General features: G+C 34.8%; 18 protein-coding genes. 11 read left to right on the top strand and 7 right to left on the bottom strand.

Translation table 11 applies throughout. The features are described from left to right. The first annotated feature begins 14 nt into the window (after nt 1–14). The 6 genes from FGF67_RS12365 (at nt 15) to FGF67_RS12340 (ending at nt 10,027) form a co-directional block, all read left to right on the top strand. Nucleotides 15–1,841 (top strand): sulfatase-like hydrolase/transferase, encoded by a 1,827-nt coding sequence (locus FGF67_RS12365; RefSeq protein WP_139698063.1) that lies wholly within the window; start codon nt 15–17, stop codon nt 1,839–1,841. A 7-nt stretch (nt 1,842–1,848) separates the two neighbouring features. Beyond that, nucleotides 1,849–3,051, top strand: coding sequence for a right-handed parallel beta-helix repeat-containing protein (locus FGF67_RS12360; RefSeq protein ID WP_139698062.1), 1,203 nt, complete (start codon nt 1,849–1,851; stop codon nt 3,049–3,051). Nucleotides 3,052–3,061: 10 nt separating this feature from the next. Then, nucleotides 3,062–4,864 (top strand): alkaline phosphatase D family protein, encoded by a 1,803-nt coding sequence (locus FGF67_RS12355; protein ID WP_139698061.1) that lies wholly within the window; start codon nt 3,062–3,064, stop codon nt 4,862–4,864. An 18-nt stretch (nt 4,865–4,882) separates the two neighbouring features. Then, entirely contained in the window at nt 4,883–6,139 is a 1,257-nt protein-coding gene (locus FGF67_RS12350; protein ID WP_199240683.1) for a LamG domain-containing protein, read from the top strand. A 10-nt stretch (nt 6,140–6,149) separates the two neighbouring features. Then, complete coding sequence (locus FGF67_RS12345; protein ID WP_139698060.1) at nt 6,150–7,445, top strand: glycoside hydrolase family 117 protein; 1,296 nt, start codon at nt 6,150–6,152, stop codon at nt 7,443–7,445. A gap of 140 nt (nt 7,446–7,585) precedes the next feature. After that, entirely contained in the window at nt 7,586–10,027 is a 2,442-nt protein-coding gene (locus FGF67_RS12340) for a helix-turn-helix domain-containing protein (protein WP_139698059.1), read from the top strand. Here FGF67_RS12340 and FGF67_RS12335 read toward each other — a convergent pair. Together FGF67_RS12335 and FGF67_RS12330 are read right to left on the bottom strand one after the other, a co-directional pair. After that, nucleotides 10,024–10,896 carry an AraC family transcriptional regulator gene (locus FGF67_RS12335; RefSeq protein ID WP_139698058.1) on the bottom strand — a complete coding sequence of 291 codons (873 nt, stop codon included), beginning with the start codon at nt 10,894–10,896 and terminating at the stop codon, nt 10,024–10,026. The genes FGF67_RS12340 and FGF67_RS12335 overlap by 4 nt on opposite strands. Further along, entirely contained in the window at nt 10,889–11,770 is an 882-nt protein-coding gene (locus FGF67_RS12330) for a helix-turn-helix transcriptional regulator (protein ID WP_139698057.1), read from the bottom strand. Before FGF67_RS12330 ends, FGF67_RS12335 begins: the two co-directional genes overlap by 8 nt. 167 nt (nt 11,771–11,937) lie before the next feature. Between FGF67_RS12330 and FGF67_RS12325 the strand changes: the two genes are divergently transcribed. The 5 genes from FGF67_RS12325 to FGF67_RS12305 all read left to right on the top strand — a co-directional run bounded on the left by FGF67_RS12325 (nt 11,938) and on the right by FGF67_RS12305 (nt 19,845). Then, complete coding sequence (locus FGF67_RS12325; RefSeq protein ID WP_139698056.1) at nt 11,938–15,177, top strand: DUF1553 domain-containing protein; 3,240 nt, start codon at nt 11,938–11,940, stop codon at nt 15,175–15,177. A 22-nt stretch (nt 15,178–15,199) separates the two neighbouring features. Continuing rightward, on the top strand, nt 15,200–16,693 hold the full coding sequence (locus tag FGF67_RS12320; RefSeq protein WP_139698055.1) for a DUF1501 domain-containing protein: 1,494 nt from the start codon (nt 15,200–15,202) through the stop codon (nt 16,691–16,693). Between the two features lie 16 nt (nt 16,694–16,709). After that, a complete protein-coding gene (locus FGF67_RS12315) occupies nt 16,710–17,840 on the top strand; it encodes a twin-arginine translocation signal domain-containing protein (protein WP_139698054.1) in 1,131 nt (376 codons plus the stop codon). Between the two features lie 19 nt (nt 17,841–17,859). Further along, a complete protein-coding gene (locus FGF67_RS12310; protein WP_139698053.1) occupies nt 17,860–19,251 on the top strand; it encodes a c-type cytochrome domain-containing protein in 1,392 nt (463 codons plus the stop codon). A 96-nt stretch (nt 19,252–19,347) separates the two neighbouring features. Continuing rightward, nucleotides 19,348–19,845 carry a DinB family protein gene (locus FGF67_RS12305; protein WP_139698052.1) on the top strand — a complete coding sequence of 166 codons (498 nt, stop codon included), beginning with the start codon at nt 19,348–19,350 and terminating at the stop codon, nt 19,843–19,845. A gap of 13 nt (nt 19,846–19,858) precedes the next feature. Here FGF67_RS12305 and FGF67_RS12300 read toward each other — a convergent pair whose 3' ends face one another. The 5 genes from FGF67_RS12300 to FGF67_RS12280 form a co-directional block, all read right to left on the bottom strand. Then, complete coding sequence (locus FGF67_RS12300; protein WP_233244073.1) at nt 19,859–20,089, bottom strand: DUF6095 family protein; 231 nt, start codon at nt 20,087–20,089, stop codon at nt 19,859–19,861. Next, the gene (murQ, locus tag FGF67_RS12295; RefSeq protein ID WP_139698050.1) at nt 20,076–20,897 is read right to left on the bottom strand and encodes an N-acetylmuramic acid 6-phosphate etherase; all 822 of its coding nucleotides are present in this window, start codon (nt 20,895–20,897) and stop codon (nt 20,076–20,078) included. The genes FGF67_RS12300 and murQ overlap by 14 nt, the downstream gene beginning before the upstream one ends. Nucleotides 20,898–20,985: 88 nt before the next feature. Further along, a complete protein-coding gene (locus FGF67_RS12290) occupies nt 20,986–21,804 on the bottom strand; it encodes a DUF4249 domain-containing protein (RefSeq protein ID WP_139698049.1) in 819 nt (272 codons plus the stop codon). 4 nt (nt 21,805–21,808) lie between these two features. Continuing rightward, complete coding sequence (locus FGF67_RS12285; RefSeq protein WP_139698048.1) at nt 21,809–24,184, bottom strand: TonB-dependent receptor; 2,376 nt, start codon at nt 24,182–24,184, stop codon at nt 21,809–21,811. Nucleotides 24,185–24,321: 137 nt separating this feature from the next. Next, nucleotides 24,322–26,532 (bottom strand): NADP-dependent isocitrate dehydrogenase, encoded by a 2,211-nt coding sequence (locus tag FGF67_RS12280; protein WP_139698047.1) that lies wholly within the window; start codon nt 26,530–26,532, stop codon nt 24,322–24,324. Nucleotides 26,533–26,847: the final 315 nt, after the last annotated feature.

Here is a 26,847-nt window from a genome sequence, read left to right as displayed (position 1 = left end):
TAATAACTTCTAAAATGAATAGAATAATTATTTGTGTGGCATTGTTAACGTGTATGTTTTTTAAGGCCGCTTTTGCACAAAATCAACCCAACATACTTTGGATTGTTACAGATGACCACAGGTATGATGCTGTGAGAGCATTTAATAAAATGCTAACTGGTAATGAAATGAGTGAATTGGGTTATGTGGAGTCCCCTAATATTGACCGCCTATCAGAAATGGGAACCACATTTATAAATACGTATTGTCAGGCACAGGGTTGCGCGCCTTCAAGGTCTTCAATGCATATGGGGCGTTATCCTTTTAGAAGCGGAATTTATGAATTTGAATACTATAATAATAAGGCAGAACACTTACAACCAACATTGCCTGAACAATTGGAAGCGTTAGGTTATCAAACTTTACGCGTAGGTAAGCTAGGTGTACGCATTAAAACTCTTAATGAAAAAGGAAAAGCCATAAAGCATAACATTTATCAGAATAATATTGACTTTAAAAAATTAGGTAGAGATGGTTTTACTGCTTGGGGTAAAGATTGGTTTTATGAATTAGATGGTAAAAAGTTTGATAAAGTCATTAAAAACCTTGAATATTTTGTAACTGATGAAGGGGAGTTTAAATACACCTCATTAGAATTGGAGAAACTAAGACCAGAATATACAGGAATGGCAGAAAATACGCTTAAGGAATATGATATTCTGAGACATTATAACAAGAAAAAAGGCAAGTATATTGATAAAGGCATGATTTTATCAGGAGTAAGCTCAAGAAAAGCGGGTAACACTAGAGATGGCTATTATACTTCGGTTTTTATAGACTATTTGAAAAATAAGGGTAAAACTTTTACTGTTGGTTCACAAACTATTGCAGGTATAGAAGAAAACAAACCACAGTTTTTTTATATAGGATATGATTTTCCTCATACACCAGTATTGCCCCCGGCAAGCTACAGAGAACGTTTTAAGAAGTATACTTATCAGGTACCAGAGTTTAATGAAGTAGAGTTAAATAAAATGCCTGCACAACTGAAAAAGCAGCGTAGTTTTGGAGCATCAGACCATTTTACAGACCAAGAAAAACAAAAAATGATTCAGGACTATTTTGCGTTTTGTGCCTATGGAGATAATTTGGTAGGTCAGGCCGTTGATGCGTTTATCACATACAACGAAGCACGAAACAAACCTTATTTAATTGTTTATGTGAATGGTGACCATGGTTGGAAACTAAATGATCATGGCTCGGTTTCTAAATTTACACCTTGGGATGTTGATGCTCATAACCCCATAGTTGTGGTATCTTCTGATAAAAATAAGTTTCCAGAGGGTAAAGTTATTACGGATTTTACAGAGTTTGTTGATGTTGCACCCACTATATTATCGGCTGTAGGCGCTCAGTTATCTGATGAAAAATATCAATATTTAGACGGTTTAGATATGGCTTTGGTGGCTTCAGGAAAAGCACCAAAACGAGACTATGTGATAGGCGAAAGTCATGCTGTTACTGGTCCCAGAGCATTCATTAGAACAAAGGATTATGTGTTTTCTATGCAAACACGTCCGCATAAAAAGCGAGGCGTGGATTTAGAATGGGCATTAAATGCAACCTATGAAGCGTTAGATCCAGCATTGTATCATATGCCATCAGACCCTAAAGAAGTTAATAACTTAGCTTTTGATAAGGCACATGAAGCTGTGGCAATGAAAATGAAAGACAAACTAATTAAAATTGTTTTGGGAGATAACCGTGTAGAAGTTGGTTGGGGAGATAAAGCAGAAGGTATTGCGGTTTACAGAAGTAATTTTGCACCTGGAGTACATGATTATAAATTATCATTAAAATAAATCAATTATGAACAAGTTTTGTACATGTTTATTTCTTGTATTTTTAAGTATAAGTGGTTTTGCTCAAGAAGCTGATATTGCTACATTTTTAAATATTAAGTCATTTGGAGCTAAAGGTGATGGTAAAACTGATGATACAATAGCCTTTGAAAAAGCTATGGAAGCAGCTACCAAATCTGAAGGAACTGTTTATTTTCCACATGGTAAATATCTTATTAATCCGGTAAAAGTTCCAAGCCACATTACACTTTTGGGCTATTCAGCTTGGGCTTATGCTAATAAGGATAAGCAAGATAAGGATTATATAGGTAAAACTATTTTAATTGCAAAATCAGGTAATGCCCGTGCCTTATTAGATTTAGGAAATAATCGCGGTATTCGTATAATAGGTTTAACGCTTGATGGTAAGCAATTAGGAAAGCGCATGCATGGCGTTTATGCCCGACATTCAGGGTGTGAACAACATAATAATATTGAAGATTGTAGAATTCAACAATTTAGCGGTTCAGGTATTCGATTAGAGCGTTCATGGGTGTTTTCTGTACGCCGAAATCTATTAATGTTTAACCAAGAACATGGTGTTGATATTACCGGAGGCTATGATGGCTGGATTATTGATAATCAACTAACAGCCAATAAAGGATATGGTTTGTTTGCTCGTGGAGAACCACATCCAGATAAGACTGATGCGGAAATAAAAGATTTAAGATTCTTTGGTGGTGCTTCGGTTATGGTTACGGCTAACCGAATAGAATGGAACAAAGAGGGAGGAATTTCTCTAAATCATTCAAATTCAATGCAAATTACAGGTTGTGCTATTGACCATAATTTTGGACCAGGTATTAAAATTACCAATGGAACGGCTCATACCATTTCAGGTAATTTATTGCGTAGTAACGGGGTTGATGCTAAAGAAGATGCTTGTTCACAAATATGGCTGGAAAATCTTAAAGGCGTATCGGTTACCGGAAACTCTATTTGGGGTTGGTATAATCGTAAAGAACATAAATTTGAATTTCCATATCCGTTTTACGGTATAATTATTAAGAATCTTAAGGGAAGTGTCATTTCCCAAAATGCCATGTATCATAGCTCCAGCAAAGAAGGGGTAAGTGATAGAGGTGGAAATGAAACCTCAATTATAAAGGATAACGCCTATGTTAAGCCTATTATTGAAAAGACTGAAAACGGTTTTCGTTTAGTAAACTAACCATAATGAAATGAAGAAAATACTTTTATTCCTAGTTGTTATTTTAGAGCTGAATATGGCTTTTGCGCAATCCAAAAATATTTTGGCATTGCCGGAAAATCAGGCTCCAGAGGATAGAATCTGTTTTGCCTTATATACGGTTCATGATAATATATTGAAGTTAACAGCTCAGTTTTATCCTATTAAGGATTATGAACCATTTTCATCTTTGCTTCAAATAAAAAATGGTGACATATGGGAAACCCTTCAGGAATCAGATATAGAATATCCAGGTTATACGTCTCATTTTAGAATAGAACATTGGGATGACACCAAACAGAAAAATTATCGCATTGTACATAACAACAAAGCATTTTATGAAGGCACCATTCAAAAAAATCCAAATGCCAAAGATGAAATTGTTATGGCGGCATTTTCTTGCCTATCTATTTACAAAAGACATGGGGGGCAAGAGCCAGCTAAAGATATTATAGACAATCTTAAGAAGCTTAAACCCGATGTTTTATTTTTTGCTGGAGATCAAGTATATAACCATAGTGAGCACTATAAAAACTGGATAAAATTTGGAGAATCTTTTGGAGAATTAATTAGTAACACGCCAACAATTACCATTCCTGATGATCATGATGTTGGCCAAGGTAATTTATGGGGTAATGGCGGAAAAAAAATAAGCAGTAGAGATGGCGATCAAGGCGGATATTATATGCCTGTAAATTATATAAAAGAGGTAGAGCGCACCCAAACAAGTCATTTACCCGATCCATATGATCCCACGCCAATAGAACAGGGTATTGGGGTGTATTACACGAATCTTACCTGGGGAGGCATTAGTTTTGCCATTATTGAAGATAGAAAATTTAAATCTGGCCCTAAGCGCGTTCTGGAAAAGAAACATTATAAAGACACACGTGAAATGGATGTTGACGGCGCTACCTTATTGGGTGAAAGACAATTAGATTTTCTCGAAGACTGGACAACCAATTGGAAAGATGCCGATATGAAAGCGGTGTTATCTCAAACCATTTTTACAAACTTAGCAACACATACACCAACCATTGATAAAAAACAGCGTTATAGTACAGATGCTAACGGTTGGCCGCAATCGGGAAGAAATAAAGCTTTAAAGGTTATTAGAAAAAGCTTTTCTTGTATGATAGCAGGCGATCAGCATCTAGGCTCTGTAGTGCATCATGGTGTTGAAGATTGGAATAATGCAGGATTTTCTTTTGCAGTGCCTGCAACATCAAATTTTTGGATGCGTTGGTGGAATCCAGATGCGCCTGGCAAAAATAGAATGAAAGGGGCTCCAGATTATACGGGAGAGTTCAAAGACGCTTTTCATAATAAAATTACCGTACATGCCGTGGCTAATCCTACGCATAAAGACAATAAACCCAGAGAAGATTTATTAAAAGGACGCGCAGCAGGTTATGGTATTATAAAATTTAACAAACCTAACCGACAAATCACTTTTGAATGCTGGGAGCGTAATGTAGATATGTTTGCCCCTAACAGTAGGCCGTATACAGGATGGCCAGTAACATGCAATCAAGAGGATAACTTTCTTATAAAAAACGGGTATGAACTTCCTACGTTAAAGCTGTCAAAATCTAATCAGGTGGTCACCGTCAGAGATAGGTATACTAAAGACGTGATTCATTCCATTCGAATTAAAGGCAATACTTACAAACCCAAAGTGATGTATTCAGGAATTTATACTGTTGAAGTAGGTGAAGGAGAAGCTATGCAGTCACTTTATGACCTTGAGGCAAAGACAAAGAACAAAGACATTATATCTGTAGAAATTTTGTAAATAACACACTTCTGTAAAATGAGTAATATGCAAAATATGATTAGATGTGGTTTTATCTGTATACTTTTTATGGTTTATGGGGTAGAAGCACAAGTAGCAAGCGTAGGGCCACCTAAACCACCATTAGGGAAACGCTGGGTTTTAAATCCTGATTTTTCCGATGAATTTAATGGCACAGAACTAGACACTACTAAATGGTTGAATTATCACCCTACATGGATTGGCAGACCACCAGGACTTTTCATGCCGTCTCAGGTTTCTGTTAAAGATGGATTTCTTCAAATAAAAGGCGAAAAAATGAAACAAGATACTATTGTGCATGCCTATGGGAAAGACATTGTTTTTAATATTAAAGGAGGTGCGGTAGTTTCAAAAAAGGCGGCGTTTTTAGGTTATTATGAATGCAGAGTTAAAGCAGCTGCAACATCCATGAGTACTACATTTTGGTTTTCAGGAAATAATGTCACGGGACCAAAGGGCTGTGACCAGTATAGTCAAGAATGGGATATTCAGGAATGTATTGGTAAACAAGGAGACTTTAAGGGAAGCTATTTTGCCAGTGGGATGCATTCAAATGCACATTATTGGTATAATGACTGTGAAGGGGAAAGGCATGACTACAGAGCTTCGCAAGTACGATTTGAGAACGAAGAGGTAGCTTCAAAAGATTTTCATGTGTATGGCGGATGGTGGCGTGATGCTTTACATGCCAGTTATTATTACGATAATCGCGCTCCTAAACATCAAAAGTTTTTTGATTCTATAAGTAGTAAACCTATGAATACACCAATGTATATGCGTTTGGTTTGTGAAACCTACCCTTTTCCTTGGATTTCATTACCAACAGATGAGGAGTTGGCTGATGATACTAAGAACACCGTTTATTATGATTGGGTAAGAGGTTATGAATTAGTTGATGTTCATGAAAGCACAACATTGAAACCTGAAGCGTTGATTAAAATCTATGATGAAGGCGTGTATTTTGAACAGAGTGTTTTACAAGTTAAAAGCACTAACAAGCTAAAAATACCACTCACCTATAAAGCCAATGTTGATAGAACAGTGACTTTAAAGTTGTTGAACGAGGAAGGTAAAATGGTGGCTCAAAAGAAATTTACAGCCCATGCAGGCTATGCTAATATGGAGTTTGATTTTGAACTTCTTCAAGTTCCTAAAAGAAGTTCAAATTATAAACTAGTAAGCCATATGTGTATAAAAGAGCAAAAGGATCAAATATTAGATATTAATACTATAATCATTAACCTAAAAAACTAAATAAGATATAATGATAAAAATAACCAGAATTTTATGTGTAGCTCTAGGCATTTTTAGTACAGCATGTGCTCAAAAAGATAAAGAGCAGGAAACCAATACAGACCATGCACCGTTTCCTTATATGTTACCAGATGAAAAACCCAATATCCCTTTGAGTGCTGCATTAAATAGAAATTATGATGCTTATATGGGGGCAAAACCTGAAACTAATGAGTTATTTACGCAATTCAAATACACCAAATTAAAAGGTTTTGATTATAACAATGGAGATGGAACCATTACACGACGCGACCCTTCAAAAATCCTTTTTACCAACGGAAAATACTATGTGTGGTATACCCACAGAAACACCGCTTCAGCTCCAGTAGGGGTTTCAAATGCCCATTTGAGTAACGATACTATTCCCTCAGCAGACTGGGATTTATCTGATATTTATTATGCTACTTCAGATGATGGTTTTACATGGGAAGAGCAAGGTGTTGCCGTACCAAGACCACCAAAACCAAATGTGGGATGGCGTTCTGTAACTACGACTGATATTTTAGAATGGGAAGGAAAATATTACCTGTACTATCAAGCTTTCTCTGAAGCGCCAGGTAAAAGTGGCGGGGATAACTGCCCAGTAGCGGTTTCTTATGCCGATTCACCCGATGGACCTTGGAAGCCTTATAACAAGGAAGTTATACCAAATGGTGTGCCAGGGTCATGGGATCAATTTTCAATTCACGATCCATACCCATTGGTACACGATGGTAAAATTTATATATACTACAAATCAGACTTTGGTAAGTCTGACACTTCAAAATTAGTACGTATGCATGGTTTGGCTATTGCGGATAACCCTTTTGGTCCCTTTGAAAAGCACCCTTTAAACCCTATAATGAGCTCAGGGCATGAAACCACATTATTTCCTTTTAAAGAAGGCGTTGCGGCTTTTGCTATTAGAGACGGAAATGAAAGTAATACCATTCAATACGCTAAAGACTGGGTGAATTTTGAAATAGCCAGTACCGTTGAGTTAATGCCAGATGCGGCTGGCCCATATGTTTCTGATGCTTTCACAAACACCAAAAAGGGAAAAGGTATAACGTGGGGATTATCTCATTTTACGGTTCCTCATGGAGATTGGAAACGCAATCATTCGGTATTACTTCGTTTTGATTGCGATTTAAGTCTTGACGTTCATGATGAGGGTATGAAAGGACATCACTATAAACCGGATTTTGAAGATTTATTTAAACATGGATTAAGTGGAGAGCAGCGAGAACGTGTTTTAAAAGAAAATGAAAAATTAAAAAATAAGTAGTTTTAACTTTAGTATTGAAATATAAGTTCATTCTATTTTGAGTTTTGTAGATCGACTATAAAAGGTTAACAAAACTCAAAATAGAAAAGCCTTTAAATTGGAAAATTACTATCTTCAAAATCTAAAAATTTTGATGTTTAATGGCCCAAAATAAAGAATTAGAGTTAGCCTATAAATTTGTAAATTCTACCAATCAGTCCATATTTTTAACAGGTAAAGCAGGAACTGGAAAAACAACGTTTCTGCATCGTTTAAAGCGGGAAAGCCTAAAGCGGTTGGTTGTAGTGGCGCCTACAGGTGTGGCAGCCATTAATGCAAAAGGGGTTACCATTCATTCCTTTTTTCAAATGCCCTTTGGGCCTATTTTACCAGAAACAGATTTAAATGCTTCTAAAGGATTCAATAGAAAATTCAGTAAAACTAAAATCAATATAATTAAGTCCATAGATCTGCTTGTTATTGATGAGATTAGTATGGTAAGGGCCGATTTATTAGATGGAATTGACCGTACGTTACGTCGTTTTAGGAATAGAAATAAAGTGTTTGGCGGAGTACAGGTTCTTATGATTGGTGATTTACAACAGCTTTCGCCTGTAATAAAAGAACAAGAATGGGAGGTATTAAAACAGGTCTACAAAAATGGATTCTTTTTTAGTAGTCAAGCGTTTCAACAGTGTCAGGCTATTACTATTGAACTAAAGCATATATACCGTCAAGAAAACCCAAAATTTATAGAGATTTTAAATGCTATTAGAGATAATCAACTGACAGAATCTATTGCTTCAGAACTCAATAAGCGGTACATTTCTAATTTTCAAACGCAACCCGAAGATGGCTATATTTCTTTAACCACACATAATAATAAAGCAGATGCAGTAAATAAGGCAGAGTTAGACAAATTAACCTCGAAGAAATCTATTTATAAAGCGACCCTTGATGGTAAATTTCCTGAATATGCGTATCCCAATAGTCAGGAATTAACCTTGAAAGTAGGGGCGCAGGTCATGTTTGTTAAAAATGATAGTCATTCAGACAAACGCTATTTTAATGGAAAAATAGGCAAGGTTATTCATTTAGATTCAGATGAAGTTGTTGTGCATTGCCCAGATGATGAAAAAGCTATTATTGTAACACCTGAAACTTGGGAGAATATAACCTACAATGTTGATCCTGATACTAAAGCAATAACAGAAGAAAAAATAGGGTCGTATACACAAATACCGTTGCGCTTGGCTTGGTCAATTACCATACATAAAAGTCAGGGGTTAACGTTTGAAAAAGCAATTATTGATGCCGAAGGTGCCTTTGCACATGGGCAAACTTACGTAGCCTTGAGTAGATGTAAATCTTTAGAAGGTTTGGTTTTAAAACATAAAATTCATCCCAACCAGATAGTTAATGATAGCCATGTAACAGCATTCAATGAAGAGACAGAAAACAATAGACCAGATGAGATTGTTTTAAGTGATTCTCAAAAGAAATTTCAGTTAGACTTAATGGCTGAAATATTTGAATTTTTTGAGTTTTTATATCCTGTCAATAGAATTTTAGATATTTATTATAAAAATAGAACCGTGGTTGAAGGACCTGTTGAACAGGTCTTTCTTGGTATAAAAGATTGTGTAACACATCTGCTTAAAGTAAGCAACAGTTTTAAGCATCAGCTCAATCAGCTTTCAGAAGAATTTGGTTTAGCCGAAAAAAGTCCCATCATCCAAGAGCGTTTTATTAAAGGCTTAAATTATTTCGCTTCAGAATTGGAAGCAAGAATAGTGAAACCTTTAAAGGATTTTGCCTTTACAACAGATAATCAGACTATAGGAGCTGAAATCACAAAACATCTTGATCATTTTGAAGAACTTCTTGAAGTGAAATTATTATATTTTAAAGGACTAGAATGTGGGTTTAAAACTGAACAATTTCTTGAATTGAGAGCCCAATCTGTATTCCAAGGAAAAAATAAACCCAAGAAATCACGAAAAACAGTTATTGATGGTACCAGTCATGTTGAACTCTTTGAAAAGCTTAGACTACTTCGCAATGATATTGCTCGAGAAAATGATTTAATTCACTACCAGATTTTTTCTCAAAAAGCGCTTTATGAAATGTGCGAAACGTTACCAACCACGACAAAAGAATTGCTTCAGATTAATGGTATGGGCAAAAAACGAGTAGAGAAGTATGGCTCAGTAATTTTGAAAGTAATACGCGCGTATTGCGAAGTGCACAACATTGAAACCTCAGAAGAAGAAACACTATTTGAGCAGGCTAAACCCAAACGAAAACGTGGCGACTCTAAGAAAGAATCATTACTATTATTTCAATCTGGAAAATCTATTGAAGAGATTGCTCATGAACGTGAATTGAATGAAAATACAGTGTTTACACATTTGGCAAGCTTTATTAAAACAGGAGAAACAAAAGTAACAGATTTAATTTCAGAGGAGCATTATAATGAATTGAAAGCATTAATTCCTCAAAAAGAATTTGAAACCTTATCAGATTTAAAGCATCAACTAGATGAAAAGTATTCTTATGGAGCATTGCGGTTGGTGTTAGAAAATTTAAACTTTAAGGATTAAGTTTTTGGTGCTTTTTGTGATGTTTTAAAAGCACTAGGGGTTGCACTAAGTTGCTTTTTAAAGATTCTAGAAAAGTAATTGTAGTCTTCATAGCCAATAAGCGTTGCTATCTTTTTTAAAGAGTAATTGGTGGTTGTTATAAGTAAAATGGCTCTTTCTATACGCTTTTGTTGAACATATTTACTAGGCCTGACACCAAACGTTTTGGTAAACTTTCTTGAAAAGTGATCAATGCTTAAATCACAAAAATGAGCCATTTCTTTTACTGATATTGGTTGGCTAAGATGTTCTGAAATATAGTACAGTACCGATTTTGAAAAAGATTTAGAAACTTTTGGTTTTAAAGACACTTTGTAGTTAATAAACTTGGATAGAAGTATTTTCAAAATACCTTGCGTTTCCATAAAAGCACTTGCTGAGAGCTCTTGATTTTTTCGTTCAAACGTTGATAATGTTTCATAATTATCATAATGCTCAGGGGAGTTATTAATTAACGTTCTATTTTTATTGAGATGCAATAAGCGCTCAAATAAGGCTTTGTCAAATGCATTAGCTTCAACTTCATATTTAAAATCTGCAAAATTATAAATAGATAGACTTTTACCAAGTTCCTCAAAAAAACTAATGTAAAACTGTTCGTGGTATACATCACATTTATAACTACTATAAGTAAAGCTAGGAATGAGGTATAGGTGGTTAGGCATTAAATTAAACTTTCTGCTATTGTGATACACTTGAGCGTTTCCTTTGGTTATGAGGTATAATCGGGTAAACGGACTAATCACATTATCAAAATCCCAATGATTATCTAGCTTAGAATAGCCTACGTTTAATAGCCTAAGTTTTAATGATTGAAATTGATTAACCATGAGCCATATATTGAAGCAGTTGTTGTTTTCTATAACTACCAGGACTTGATCCTGTTAATGCTTTAAATTTTCTTGAAAAGTACGATGTATTTGGCATGCCCACATGTGCTGCTATTTGAGGAATACTATCTTTTGTAGTTGATAATAAAAATTGAGCACGTTCAATGCGTTTATGTTGCATATATCTACTGGGTGTAATTTCAAATTTGCTAAAAAAACACTTTGTAAAATGGTCGGGACTTAAATCGCAATATTCAGCTAGGTGTTTAACCGTGATATTTTTATCAATATGTTTACCTATATAAGCTAGAACTTTGGTTAAATCACCTTTAAATCCAACATTTTTGGGCAAAAGAATATCCTTATTGTTAATAAATCTTGAAAAAAGAATAGATAAAATACCTTGAGTTTCTATAATATAATCATCCATGTTTGTATTAATAATTTCGCTATTTAATAACGAATGATTAATATGAGATTTCGGCGTTTTGTCTTTTACGGCTTTATACGGATGAATTTCTAATAAGCGTTTAAAGAGTATTACATCTTGATCTGTAGCTTTAACTTGATAATTAAAATGCTTGAGGTCAAAAACAGACAACCCTAACTTTACCTCTTCAAAAAATCCTGCGTAGTATTGTTCATGATGTGTTTCACAGCTATAACTGTTAAGGGTGTGGTTTGGTACCAAATATAAAAAACCTGGTTCTAAATTAAATATCTGATTTGAATGAGATAAAATAGCTCTCCCTTTTGTAACTAAAATAAGTCTAACAAAAGGACTTATTACGTTTTGATAATTCCAATTGCTATCAAGTTTTTCAAATCCTACATGGAGTAATTTTAGTTTGAGAGAAAGTAGAAAATCGTTCACGAATACCCTAGAGGTTACCTTTTGTTAACCATAAAAGTAAGCAAAAAGTTTTGTTCAAGGTGTTTTTAATATCGGAAATGTGCATTTTTTAGGCTGATTTATTTAGGCTTTTGTTTAATCGTACCCTTAATTTTGCAAGGATAGCAGAAAAATTAAGTTAATAAGGTATGAGATTAAGTTTCCTAGTACTGGTTACTCTAGTATGTTGTGCGTGCAATAATGTGGACATTCCTGATTCGGTGTATGTTGAGTATCAAAAACTACCTAAAAAAGTAGATTTTAATCAACATGTTAAACCTATTTTGTCTGATAAGTGCTTTTTATGTCACGGGCCAGATAAAGATAATATTAAAGGAGGTTTGCAATTGCATACCGCAGAGTTGGCATATGCCGAATTGTCTGAAAGTCCAGGAATCTACCCTATAAAACCCAAAAACTTAAATAAAAGTGAAGTGTTTCATCGTATTTTAAGTGAGGATCCAGAACTGGTAATGCCTGTGCCAAGCTCACATTTAACTTTAGATGATTATGAAAAGGCCGTACTTATTAAATGGATAGAAGATGGTGCAGAATACAAAGATCATTGGGCGTTCATTAAGCCAGTAAAGCATGAGATACCTGATGTTAAACATAAAAATCAGGTAGCAAATGGCATTGATAATTTTGTTTTAGAAGAATTAGAACTTGTTGGTTTAAAGCTTTCAGAAAAGGCAGATAAAGAATTGCTTTTACGGAGAGCATCTCTTGATTTAACAGGACTTCAACCAACTATTGAAGAATTAGATGTTTTTTTAAAAGATGAATCTCCCGAAGCTTATGAAAAGCAAATAGACCGTTTGTTAGCATCGTTGCAGTATGGAGAGCAACGTACTTTAGATTGGATGGACGTGGCACGGTATGCTGACACGCATGGTTACAGTGTTGATTGGTATCGCGATGTTTCACCGTGGCGTGATTGGGTAATTAAGGCCTTCAACGAAAATATGCCTTATGACGAATTCATACTTTGGCAACTTGCAGGTGATATGTTGCCTAATGCAACAAGAGAACAGCGCTTGGCAACAACCTTCAACCGGTTACACCCACAAAATCTTGAAGGAGGAATTATAGATGAAGAATTTCGTTCTGAATATGTGTCTGATAGAACAGCCACGGTAGGGCAGGCATTTTTAGGGCTTACAGTGGCTTGTGCAAAATGTCACGATCATAAATATGACCCTATTTCCCAAAAAGATCATTTTGAACTGTACAGCTTCTTTAATAATGTAAATGAAACAGGGCTTATTCCTTGGGATTTAGCAACTCCAGTACCAACCATGTTACTTCCTACAAACGAGCAAGAAGAATTGATGTTGTATCTGGAATCTCTTGTTGACGAGAAAGAAAAAATGGTTAGTGAGGTTATTAAGAATGAGTCTGATAAAGCTAATAATTGGATAATCAATGAATCTTATAAAACAATAAATACCAAACAAAAGCCTCTTGGTTTAATTGCTCATTTAGACTTCAATCAACAGAATTTTAAAAATAATGTCGCACAAAAAGAAAAACAAAATATTAGAATGCGACAACATTTTGCCGATAACCAAAAGGCCGTTTTTAAAGCGGGAATTTCAGGTTACGGTTTAGCAATGGATGGTGATACGTGGCTGGATTTAGATAAAATTGGTATTTTCAAAAGAGACCAGGCATTCAGTATAGGGATTCAAGTATTCGTTCCAAAAGATTTAAAAAACGGTGTTATTTTCCATAAAATGCAGGGCCCAGAACTTCATAGTTACAGAGGGTATCACCTAAATATAAAGGATAATAAAATAGAAGCCCTTCTGGCTCATGTTTGGCCAGATAATGCTATTGTAAAGCAGTCTTTAATTGATGTACCCAAGGAAAAATGGATTCAGCTTACCATAACCTATGATGGCTCAAGTAAAGCCAGCGGTGTAAACATATACCTTGATGGAGAAAAGCTTGAAACCGAAATTATGGTTGATAACCTGTATAAAGATATCATCTTTAAAAATCAATCTATTGGGATATATAAAGGAAAAACCGAACCTGGTTTAAGAATAGGAGCTATTTGGCGAGGTAAAGGTTTAAGAAATGGAATGGTTGATGATATTTTGGTGTTTAACCGTGAATTGACAGGGCTTGAAGTTATGCAGTTTGCAAATTCCACGAGGTTGAATCAGCTTTTGTCAAAATCAGAAAAAGAACTTAATGCTTCTGAAAAACAACTTCTTAAAGCGTATTTTGTAACCACAAAATCAAACGCTTACAAAGCCTCACTTAAGGAATTGATGAATGCAAGGTCACAATATGTAGATAGTATTGAGCCTATTAAAGAAATCATGGTGATGAAGGAAATGGAAAAACCAAGACAAGCTTATGTGCTTGATAGGGGGCAATACGACTCGCCCACAGATTCGGTTTTTCCTGATGTGCCAGAACGAATCTTCGCTTTTCCAGATGACTTAGAGAGAAACCGTATAGGCCTATCAAAATGGTTAACCCATGAGGATAATCCGTTAACGGCTAGAGTTACCGTAAATAGATACTGGCAAAATATTTTTGGTCGTGGACTTGTAAAAACCTCTGAAGATTTCGGAAATCAGGGAGAGCTTCCTAGTCATCCTAAATTATTAGACTGGTTGGCTATAAAGTTTATAGAATCTGGTTGGGATGTTAAGGCACTGCATAAATTGATAGTAATGTCAAGCACATACCAGCAAACAAGTATTGCAAGTAAAGAGTTGATGGCTATAGACAAAGAGAACAAACTTTTAGCTAGAGGCCCTTCAAAACGATTATCTGGTGAAATGTTAAGAGACAATGCCTTGTATGCTTCGGGCTTATTAAATCAAAAAATAGGAGGAGAGAGTGTTTATCCGTATCAACCTCCAGGATTATGGCGAGTTAGTGGCGGAACATATGAAGAAGGTACAGGAGAGGCTTTATACAGACGAAGTATGTACACCATTTGGAAGCGTACGGTACCCAATCCTACAATAGCAACGTTTGATGCACCAACAAGAGATTTATGTACCACAAGACGTCAAGAAACGAATACGCCATTACAGGCCTTAGTACTATTAAATGACCCAACTTTTATTGAAGCGGCTAGGGTAATGGGGAAGAAAATAGCTGGGTATAATGATTTAAAAGAAGGTGTTGCTACCATATTTAGAAAGCTAACAGGTAGAGAAATTAAATCAACTGAATTGGATGTTTTGTTGGATTTACAACAATCAGAATTAGAAAAATTTAAAAATAACGAAGCTAAGGCTAACGGATGGATAAGTCTGGGAGAGTATAAAATAGAACCAACAGATGACAAAGCGTTAATTGCTGCAAATGCTGTGGTGGCATCAACAATTATAAATTCTGACGCTTTTATAACGAAACGATAATTTCAACAAAACTTAAAACGCCATGTGTGATCATCACGATATATTAAGATCAAATAACAAGGATTTACAAAGCTTTGAAAAACAATTTGATAGAAGGCATTTTTTAAAGAAAACCTCACTAGGTATTGGAGCCCTAGCGCTAGGTAGTTTATTAAATACAGAAAAAGCTTGGGCTAATGTAGGTAGTAATATGCCTTTATTTAATAAAAATAAACAGGGGTTACCGCATCATTTACCTAAAGCCAAACGCATTATATATCTATTTCAAAGTGGAGGGCCATCACAATTAGATTTATTTGATTATAAACCTAAACTGGTAGATATGTTTGGTAAAGACTTACCAGAATCGGTTATAGGCGGACAAAGACTTACTGGTATGAGTGGCAGTCAAAGTACTTTACCAGTAGCACCTTCATCATTAAAATTTAAACAGTATGGGGAGTCTAGAGCTTGGGTAAGTGAAGCTATGCCTTATTTATCAGAAGTGGTTGATGATTTATGCTTCATAAAATCCATGCAAACCGATCAAATTAACCATACACCAGCAGTAACATTTTTTCAAACGGGTCATCAACTTCCAGGTAGGCCTTCCATGGGATCATGGTTAAGTTATGGTTTAGGATCTGATAATGATAATTTACCAACCTTTATTACGCTGGTTTCAAAAAACGGAAAAGGTCAGCCCCTAAAGGCAAGTTTATGGGGCAATGGTTTTTTACCTACTGAGCACCAAGGTGTTCAATTTAGATCAGGAAAAGATCCTGTACTTTACTTAAATAATCCTGATAATTATGATGGGAATGACCGCAAAAAGATGTTAGATTATTTAGGGAGGCTTAACAATATTCAAAATGATGCTTACGGAGATCCCGAAATTCAGGCTAGAATGACACAGTATGAAATGGCTTATCGTATGCAAACATCAGTGCCAGAAGTTACAGATACTTCTGATGAGCCAGATCATATTTTTGAATTATATGGAAAAGACAGCCGTGATGCTGGAACGTATGCAGCCAACTGTTTAATGGCAAGAAAACTTTTAGAAAAAGGCGTGAAATTTGTACAGTTATTTCATCAAGGTTGGGATCAGCATATAGGATGTCCTGGAGGTGTTAGAAACCAAAGTAGGAAAACAGATCAGGCTACAGCCGCTTTAATAAAAGATTTAAAGCAACGAGGTATGCTTGATGATACGCTGGTTGTTTGGGGCGGAGAGTTTGGAAGAACGGTGTATTCACAGGGGCAATTAACCGATAAGAATTATGGTAGAGATCATCACCCAAAAGCATTTACAATGTGGATGGCAGGTGCTGGCGTAAAACCTGGATTTTCTTATGGAGAAACTGATGATTTTAGTTATAACGTAGTGAAAGATCCTGTTCATGTTCATGATTTTCATGCTACACTATTACATCTTTTTGGTATTGACCATGAGCGTTTAACCTTTAAACACCAAGGAAGAAGGTTCAGATTAACAGATGTTCACGGTCATGTTGTAAAAGATTTACTTACCTAATACTAAACTAAAAATTATGACTACTAGAAGAAACTTTTTAAAAAACACAAGCTTAGCAGGAGCCGCTTTGGCAGCATCTTCATCAACTTTTGGAGCGTCTATTATTACAAGTAAGAAACAATCAAATCATTTGCTTAATGAAACAGATACAATTCTAGGTCATGGTGATTATAAGTATAAACTTACTAAAAACTGGGCACAATTGAGTTCTACCAGAACACCATTATTAAATTGCCATGAAATGGTAATGGATAGCAAAGGTCGTTTGATCATGATAGGCGATCATCCGCAAAATAATATTCTAATTTTTGATAAATCTGGTAAGTTATTAGATTTTTGGGGCACAGCTTATCAAGGAGGTCATGGGTTGACATTACATGACGAAGGCGGAGAAGATATGTTATATATAGCAGATTCTGGTTGGGCACTAGGTAAGAATAACAAAATGGTAAAGCATAATGGTCGTGTTGCGAAAACTACGGTTGATGGTAAGGTAATTTTTGATATCGGACACCCAGTAACTATTGGTATTTATAAGCCAGGTGAGGATTTTTGTCCAACCGAAACCGCCATTGGACCAAACGGTGATATTTATGTTGCTGATGGCTATGGTATGAGTCGCGTTGTTCAATATGATGCTTATGGAAGATACATTAGGCATTGGGGAGGAAGTGATAATCCAGATGAAAACTACCGGATAATGAGCGCCCATGGCGTTGCAATAGATTATCGAGATAAAAACAATCCAATGGTTGTTGTAACATCTCGAAGTCAAGCTTGTTTTAAATGGTTTACGTTAGATGGGAAGTATATTAAAACGTTACACTTACCAAATATGCAGGTATGCAGGCCCGTTTTTGATGATACTAATTTGTATGCTGGTGTTTGTTGGTCTCAACCTAAAGTCGGTAAAACCAACTGGAAAGATCATACTGGTTTTGTAACTATTTTAGAGGGTGATAAAGTTGTCTCCAATCCAGGCGGTACAGCGCCTGTTTATAAGGATGGTGAACTTCAAAAGTCTTTTCAAATTGACGAAAAGCCTATACTACATGGTCACGATGTATGTATAGATGAAGATAAAAATGTATATATATGTCAGTGGAATGCTAACCATTCCGCACCATATAAGTTAGAACGTGTTTAAACAAAATTGAGAGTTTTTTATGACTGAAGTACCAGATTTTGTGCTGTTTTTAGGAAGGTTTCACCCCTTAGTAGTGCATTTGCCTATTGGCTTTTTGTTTTTTGCCTTTTTGTTAGAATGGTTTGGAAAACACCCTGATAGAAAAGCGCTAAAATCGGCTGTGCCTTTTGCTCTATTTTTAGGCTTTATAACAGCGCTAATAGCATGTGTTTTAGGGTATATGCTTTCATTGAGTGGTGATTATGAAGTGTCTATGCTAGACTCCCATTTTTATTTTGGAGTCGTTACAACGGTAATTGTTTTACTGGCTTGGTTGATTCGGGTGGATAAATTAAAGTTGACCGTTTTAAATACTGCTAAATCAAATATTTCATTGTTAACGCTCATTGTGGTCTTACTGAGTATCACTGGACATTATGGTGGAAATTTAACACACGGAAGTGACTACTTAACCAAATATTTACCATTTACTCAAAAGGAGCAAAAAACGCTTCCTAAGATTGCTAAAGTAGAGGATGCTGTTATTTTTGACTATTTAGCTCAACCTATTATTGAAGAGAAATGTATAAGCTGCCACAATTCAAATAAGAAAAAGGGCGGATTGTCTTTTCAAGATTCACTATCTATTTTTAAAGGAGGTAAAAATGGAAAAGTTGTAGTGGCCGGAAATGCGATGGAATCTGAAATGATAAAACGTGTGTTGTTAGATCCAAAACATGATGATTTCATGCCTCCTGAGGGCAAAACACCATTGACTGAAGATGAAATTTTTATTTTGAAGTATTGGATAGATAATGCCCATGCTAATTTCAGTTCAAAAGTATCTGCAGTAAAAACCTCAGACAGTATGAAGCATATTGCATCTGTTTTTTTAGGGTTTGAAAAAATGGGGCATAACAAGGAAGTTACTTTGCCAAAAGTATCTCCAGTTGAAACTCATGTTCTTGAAGAGTTAATGGCTGAAGGGTTTAATTTTAGGGAATTGGTTTTCAATTCAAATGTTTATGAGGTAGTTTTACCAAACTACAATATGGATAAGGGTACAAAGGATTTGACTCTAAAACTTCAAAAACTTGCTAATTTAAAGAGCAATATACTGTGGTTATATATTGAAGATAATCAACTTACCGATGCACATCTTGAGATAATTAACACTTTTAATAATCTGGAAAAATTAGTTGTTAATAGAAATCAAATAACTGATAAAGGCTTAAAATTACTAGAAAATCATTCCAATCTTTTAAGCTTGAATATTTATAATAACAACATTACAGATAATTGCTTAGAGAGTTTAATGCATATGCATAAGTTACAAAAGGTTTATGCTTGGCAAACAGCAATAACAGAAGAGAGCCTTAATAAGTATCAGCAAGAGGCTAACTTTCCTGAGGTAATACTTGCATCATATTAAATGCTTGCTTTAAAATAAGGTATAGAAAATTCATAATCTTCATACTGAAATAGTTAAATATTTTTTTAATAATAATATTTAACTATTTTAGTATGCATGAATAACATCTTGCAAGCCAACTTAAAAACACTTCAGAAATCTCAATATATATTAAGTGGTTTAACCAATGACCAATTTTCTGACACTTCGGTAGCACCTTATTATTCCAGTATTGGTAGCCATATTAGACATGTTTTAGATTTTTACGATTGTATTTTTAGGGGTACAAATGAAGGCGTTGTTGATTTAATTGCTAGACGCCGCAACAAAGTGGTAGAGTATGATTGTCAATCGGCTATACAATACTTAAATGAAAGTATTGAAAAATTAAAATCAGTCACTTTCAATATGAGTGATGCACTTATTGTGATTGATGATTTGGGGTTAGGGAAAACAATGATACCTTATACTTACGGAAGCTTGTTTGCTCAGGCCAATAGCCATACTATTCATCATTACGCTATTATCAATTATATTCTTGAGCGTTTAGGGATTGTTTCTAGTGATGTAACGTTTGGCTATAACCCAAGTACTCCAAAACCACTAATTGAGTAATTATTAGTTACAACTATTTCTTAAACATACTATCCATGATGATTTTAATGCCTTTAAACATCATGAAAACAGCCATGGCACAAATAGCGCAGCCAATAATTAATAATGGTAAGTAAAGCGGTTCATCAGGTTTACTAAAAGCAAAACTTAAAAGTATAGGTCCCATAAAGAGGCTTAATAGAGAGAAGAGTAATGTTTTTAGTCCTTTAAATAGTAATTTTTTGTCTGTTTTATTGTCTTGCATCATTATAATTTTTAATCGCCTCACGTACACTTTTGTACTTGGTAAGGAGTTCTAAAGCCAAAGCTTCAGGTATTTGTAGTTCGGTCATTATCATTTTGGTGCCACGATCAACTAATTTATTATTGCTTAGCTGCATATCTACCATTTTATTGCCTTTAACGTGTCCCAATTGAATCATACTAGCTGTAGTAAGCATATTTAATACTAGTTTTTGGGCAGTACCAGCCTTCATTCTAGAACTTCCTGTAACAAATTCAGGACCTACAATAACTTCAACAGGAAATTGGGCAGTTAAAGCAAGTGGACTCTTTTCATTGCAGGTAATACAACCTGTAATAATCTTGTTGTTATTACATTGTTCAAGGGCAGAAATAACGTATGGTGTAGTGCCAGAAGCTGCTATACCAATAACAACATCTTTTTGAGAAATATTATAGGCTTGTAAATCTTTCCAACCTTGTTCGGTTGAATCTTCGGCAAATTCAACGGCTTTTCTAATGGCTGAATCTCCACCAGCAATGAGTCCTACAACCAAATCATGAGAAACTCCAAACGTTGGTGGGCACTCAGAAGCATCAACAATGCCTAGTCTTCCACTAGTACCAGCACCTAAATAAAATAATCGCCCGCCATGTTTAAGTTTAGAAACTATTTGAATCACTAAAGCCTCAATTTGAGGTAGGGCTTTTTCAACGGCTAAGGGAACTGTTTTGTCTTCGTTGTTGATGTTTTTAAGAAGCTTTGAAACAGGCATCTTCTCCAGATGATTATAGTTAGAATCTTGTTCGGTAGTTTTGGTAAAATTCATGATTCAAAAGTAATCAAAATTCATTTACTACTAGGTTGATATTTTAATAAATAGCAAAGGCTTACTTGAATGTAAACGAACTAATACCTTATTGAACAATATATGTTATTTCGTCTGTTTCGGTAACTCTAAAATAACCTAAAGGATAATTTTTAGGATTGCTGGTATTAATACAATTTCCTCTTACTGTGGCAGGCTGTGTTTCAAAAGGATCTCCAGAATTATCATCCGTTTGCTGCAGTAAAATATTTAAAAAATTATAGGTGCGTTCTGAAATTCCTGAATTTTTGATAATCAATTCATCACCAGCTTTTAAATCTTCGTCCGTATAAAAGGCAAAAATTTGATTTCCATCTGTAAATTCATCATCATAAACTTCTAAACTTAAGGTGTTTCTTTCAACAACTAAAAATTCAAATAAATAAAAATTTTCAATATCAGCAGGGTCTGTATAATAGACTTTAATTTCAATATCTTCACCTGAAAAACCACCATCATTTTTTTGTTCAACAAAATCTATAGGAACAACAGGAACAAGGGTTTCTGTAGCTGTATAGGTTTCATTTTTATAATTAATATTAAGTGTATAAGTTTCATCAATAACAGGAATGAAATTGGCGTTGGTATAAACCCCAGATTCTCCTTGCTCTAAAAAATTAAAACTTGTGTTATTGGAATCCGTGACGCTTACGGTTGCTCCGGTGGCTGGTGGCACATTATCTGCAAAATATGGTGCAGTAAGCGTTAATCTTATAGACTGCGAGCTGCCATTAGTGCCTTTTTTCCAACTTAAAGAAGCATCAATAACCAATCTAGGTTCAGCAGTTTGTAAATCAACATCGATAACGTCTTGGCAAGATGTTAATGCCATGGCTATTAAAATACCTATATAAAATAATTTTTTCATGGACTTAAAATTTGAAATTATAAGAAACAGAGGGTACCACCCCAAAAATAGATAACCGCAACGCCTCATTTCTACCTGTTTCAGTATTTTGAGTAAAGCTAATAGAAGCCGCATTTCTTCTATTATAAACATTATATAGGCCAAAAACCCAATAACTTTGCCAACCTTCTTTTTTGTTAGGTTTAGGAGTGTAGTTTACTGCTAAATCTAGTCTGTGATAAGCGGGAAGTCTATCTGAATTTCTGTCACTATAGTTAGGAATATTTAGGCCATTATATTCGTATTGTCCATTAGGAAAGGTAGCGGGTTGGCCCGTTTGGAATAAGAAATTGGTGTTAAACTTCCATTTTTCGTTGATGTCATAACTTGCTGTTATGGATACATCATGGGTTTTATCAAAGGGCGTGTTATACCATTTGCCATTATTAATACCTGTTTCTTCTGGAGTTCTACCAGGTGTTTGTTGTTCTGCTTTTGATATAGTATAGGCTAACCAGCCCTTAAAACGTCCATTGTTTTTTCTGAGTAAAAATTCTAAACCATAAGATCTTGATTTTCCATTGAGGATAACTTGCTCAATGGCATTATTGGCAATTAAATCGGCACCGTCAATATAATCGATTCTATTTTGAACTTTTTTGTAAAAGCTTTCTACCTCGAGAGAATAATCATTATTGTCAAAATTTTTAAAATAACCAATAGCGTATTGATCTAATAGCTGCGGTTTCACGTATTTTCCACTAGGTGTCCAAACATCCAAAGGAGTAGGTGAGTTAGTGTTTGATAATAAGTGGAGATATTGACTCATTCTGTTATAGCTTATTTTAACCGAATTATCCTCATTTAATTGATAAGACAATGAAGCTCTGGGTTCAAGGTTGAAGAAACTTTTAATAACATCACTGCGTTTATAGTTTTCAACACCTATAGGTGTGGCTTTTTCATAAATTTGAAAATCAGTATTAAAGACCACAGCTTGGTCCTTCTCATAGATATTGAGTTCATCTTGTCCTAAGCGATGAAAGCTACTTAACCGTAAACCATAGGAAAGGGCTAGTCTATCTGAAATGTTATGTTCGGCATCAAAATAAATGGCATTTTCAAAGGCGTATTTATCTGTTAATTTAAATGGATTGATGCCAGAACTAGGGGTGGTGGGCTTTATGTCGCCCGGATTGAACTTGTAATAAACGCTATTTAATCCGTATTGTAATTTTAATTTTTGATTTAAATAATGTTTAAAATCATACTTTAAATTGAAATTTCTAATGCCAGAAACCCAATCAAACTCAACAAAATTAAGCTTTAAATCATAATCATAATCTGAATAAATTAATGATAGATTTGAAAAGAGTTTATCTGAAAACAGGTGATTCCATCTAAAATTTAAAACGGCATTACCATAGGAATTTTCAAAAGTATCTTCTATTCTAAACACATCTCTACCAAAATATCCAGAGAGGAAGATATTGTTGCGAGGGTTTATGTTATAACTTAATTTAGTATTTAGGTCATAGAAATAGGCCACATTATCAATATCGAAAAGAGGTAAGAATAAATGTGCATAACTAGATCGCCCTCCCAACAAAAAAGATCCTTTTTCTTTTTTTAGTGGTCCTTCTAAAAGTAATCGGCTAGACACTAAACCAATACCACCATTGGCGTGGAAATTTTTGCTATTACCTTCTTTTTGATAAATGTCTAAAACAGATGAAACTCGTCCACCATACCGCGCTGGAATACCTCCTTTGTAGAGTTTTAAATCTTTGATGGCATCAGGATTAAACACAGAGAAAAAGCCAAAGAGGTGAGAGGAATTATAAATAGTGGCTTCATCTAATAAGATTAAGTTTTGATCTGCGGCTCCACCTCTTACATTAAAACCCGAAGCACCTTCGCCAGCTGTGGTAACCCCAGGAAGTAATGTAATGGCTTTTATAATATCAGATTCACCGAGTACAACAGGAATATTTTTTATAGTGCTAGCGGTAAGTTTATTTACGCCCATTTGAGGTGTCTTAATATTCGTTTTTTCAACATTTTCAGTAATAATAACCGCATCTAAACTTTCAAGTTCATCTTCTAAACTATAATTCTTTGTGATATTTTCAGAAAGCGCAATAGTTTCATAAATTGTAGAAAAACCCAAGTAACTAATGATCATTTTGTAGGTGTTTGCAGGTAACGTGATGGAGTAGAACCCATATTCATTGGTGGTTGTTCCTGCTTGGATTTCTGGAAAAATAATATTAACACCTATAAGTGTTTCATTACTCTTTTCTTCTATAATTGTTCCACTAATAGTGTGTTTTTCTTGGGATACAGCAGAAAATACATTGAGTACCAACACACAAAGCACTGAGGTTAGTAGTTTTTTCATTTACTAGTTTTTTTCTTTTATATAGAATGAGAAAACTATTCTATAGCAATTTTTGTACTGTAAATGTATAAAAAAAAGCTCCCGATATTAGGAGCTTTTCAGTTATCTTAATATAAATACTTTATACCAATATTGTATTATCCTATAAGGCTATTAAAGGTTTTACTTGGACGCATAACTTGATTTATAAGCGTTTCATCAGGTTCATAGTAACCGCCAATATCGGTAGGTTGCCCTTGAATACTATTTAGCTCATTAACAATTTTGTCTTCATTTTCAGCTAATGCCTTAGCAATAGGCGTAAATTCAGCCTTAAGATCTTGATCTTTATTTTGATTAGCCAATTCCTGAGCCCAATACATGGCTAAATAAAAGTGACTTCCTCTATTATCTAATTCTCCAACGTTTCTAGAAGGTCCTTTTTTGTTTTCAAGAAGACGTTCTGTTGCACTATCTAAGCATGATCCTAAAATTTTAGCTTTAGGGTTATTATTTACTTCACTAAAATGTTCTAAAGAAACGGCAAGAGCTAAAAATTCACCTAAAGAATCCCAGCGTAAGTGGTTTTCTTCTAGTAATTGTTGAACGTGTTTAGGAGCAGATCCGCCAGCACCAGTTTCAAATAAACCACCACCATTCATTAGTGGTACAATAGAAAGCATTTTAGCACTTGTTCCAACCTCTAAAATAGGAAACAAATCGGTTAAATAATCACGTAGTACATTTCCTGAAACAGAGATAGTATCAAGCCCTTCTTTAAGGCGTTCACAGGTAAATTGAGTAGCCTCAATTGGAGATAAAATTCGTAAATCTAACCCCGTGGTATCATAATCTTTTAAATACGTATTCACTTTTTTAATCAACTCTGCATCGTGGGCTCTATTTTTGTCTAGCCAAAATACGGCAGGTGTTTGAGAGGCACGTGCTCGCGTTACAGCTAATTTTACCCAGTCTTGAACAGGAGCATCTTTGGTTTGACACATTCTCCAGATATCTCCAGCTTCTACATTGTGAGAAAATAATAATTGACCTGAAGCATCAATAACTTCTACAACACCATTTGAAGCAATTTCAAAGGTTTTATCATGTGATCCGTATTCTTCAGCTTTTTGAGCCATAAGTCCAACATTGGGTACAGTACCCATTGTTGTAGGATCAAACGCACCATTCTTTTTGCAAAAATCAATAGTTGCAGCATAAATTCCTGCATAGCTACTATCAGGAATAACGGCTTTAGTGTCTTGTAATTCTCCTTTAGCATTCCACATTTTACCCGAAGTACGAATCATAGCAGGCATGGAAGCGTCAATAATTACATCACTAGGAACATGTAAGTTGGTGATGCCTTTAGTGGAGTTTACCATGGCAATATCTGGGCCGTTTTTATAGGTAGTCTCTATATCAGCTTCAATTTCTTTACGTTTATCATCGGGTAATTCTTGAATGCGTTCTAAAAGATTTCCTAACCCAGAATTCACATTAACTCCTAACTCTTTAATAACAGCACCATGTTTTTCAAACACATCTTTGAAAAATACTTTTACGGCATAACCAAAAATGATTGGGTCACTAACCTTCATCATGGTACCTTTCATATGTAATGAAAACAAAATATCTTTTGCTTTGGCATCTTCAACTTGTTGTTCCAAGAAGCTTATCAATGCTTTTTTGCTCATTACAGTAGCATCAATAATTTCAGCTTTTTGAAGTGTTAAACCATCTTTTAAAACGGTTATAGTACCATTAGCATCTTTATGCTGTATGGTAATGGTATTTGCTTCAGGAAGTGTTATAGATTTTTCATTGTGGGCAAAATCACCTGCTTCCATAGTAGCTACATGTGATTTAGAATCACTTGTCCATGCCCCCATAGAATGCGGATTCTTTTTTGCATAATTCTTTACCGCTTTAGGGGCACGTCTGTCACTATTTCCTTCACGTAAAACAGGATTTACAGCACTTCCTTTTATTCTGTCATAACGGGCTTTAACATCTTCATCAACATCGTTTTGTGGTTCATTAGGATAATCAGGAATGGCAAAACCTAAAGTTTGTAATTCTTTAATAGCGCCTTTTAATTGCGGAATTGAAGCACTAATGTTTGGTAATTTAACAATATTAGCTTCTGGTTTTTTAGCCAATTCTCCAAGAATAGCTAAATCATCAGAAACACGTTGCTCTTCTGTTAAAAAATCAGGGAACACAGCCAAAATTCTTGCGGCTAGAGAAATATCTTTAGTTTCAATTTCTATACCAGAAGATTTTACAAATGCTTTAACAATGGGTAATAAAGAACGTGTTGCTAACGCCGGAGCTTCGTCGGTTTTTGTATAAATTATTTTAGACATTCAGTGTCGGTTTTATGGAATTAAATAAAGTGAGAAAAAATACCTGCTTAGAATGAGGTTCGTTTTTCGCGATGCGAATATACAAAATTACAGCGTTATAAACATTTTTTACATTATTGAAAACGTTTAGCTATAATAGATTTGCAATAATGCCAAAAATGAATGGTAAAGGTAAGAATGCTTTAAAAAATTAGTAAATAAGTTATTAAATAACAAAAGCCATATCACAACAGAACTTAATCTATGTTGACATGGCTTTCTCGAAATAACGCTACGTGACCTATTTAGTACTTTTACTAAATGTGTTTAAAATTT

This window comes from Allotamlana fucoidanivorans (assembly GCF_006265225.1).
GTDB lineage: Bacteria > Bacteroidota > Bacteroidia > Flavobacteriales > Flavobacteriaceae > Allotamlana > Allotamlana fucoidanivorans.
The sequence above is the reverse complement of the archived record's forward strand: the minus strand, read 5'-3'. Positions and strand labels throughout refer to the sequence as shown.